This window comes from Saccharothrix coeruleofusca (assembly GCF_014648515.1).
Taxonomy (GTDB): domain Bacteria; phylum Actinomycetota; class Actinomycetes; order Mycobacteriales; family Pseudonocardiaceae; genus Actinosynnema; species Actinosynnema coeruleofuscum.
The window spans coordinates 1-683 of record NZ_BMRG01000034.1; the positions used below are offsets into that span (position 1 = coordinate 1).

At 62.5% G+C, this 683-nt stretch carries 1 protein-coding gene; it reads right to left on the reverse strand.

The genetic code is table 11. The features are described 5' to 3' along the window. On the reverse strand, positions 1–278 hold a 278-nt coding region (locus IEZ00_RS35320; protein ID WP_189227709.1), incomplete at its 3' end, for an endo-1,4-beta-xylanase. Positions 279–683 lie beyond the last annotated feature (405 nt).

The following is a 683-nucleotide window of genomic DNA, read 5'->3' on the forward strand; positions in this document are numbered from 1 at the left end:
AACTGGCCCTGGTTGGGCTCGGTCGCGTCCATCTTCATCTCGTTCTCGGCCGTGACCATGTCGAACTCACGGTTGAGGATCCCCGTGTAGGTCGAGTCCGAGAGCTTGTTCGCCGCGACGGCGGTCCCGAAGTAGCGGCCGCTCTGCTGGGCTGCCGCGGCGAGCGTTGAGGCGGCACCACTGGCGGGTGAGGCGACCAGGACCGCCGCGCCCGCCGCGGCGGCGACCAGGGTCGACACGAGTGCGACTCGTGCGACTGACTTCGTTGTCAACGTCATGTTCGGCGCTTTCTGAGAAGTACCCGCGGGGGTGCGGGTGGGGACGGGTTGAATTGGGTTGGAGCGGTCGGTGCTCCGCTCGGTGCGGGTGACGGAACCCCCCTCGTCACGCGCTGTTCGGCTCGAAACATTAAGCAGTATTAACCGAAACAGTTCGGCCGATCAAGACCCCTCTGGAGCCACTCTCGCGCCACGGGTTTACATCCATGAACAACGTGAACCGTTTAAGAGTGATCTTGAAGTTGTAGCAAAACCGCAGCTCAAGCCCTCTTTCCTGGCAGGTTGGGTGCCCTGTGTCCGGAGGGTGTGGCAGTGGGTGCGCCAGTGCATTATTGCGCAATAATTCGAAACTACTTTCGAGGGTTTCGGGGTCGACAAGGCTGAGGGCAGCCCGAAGGGGCGGCG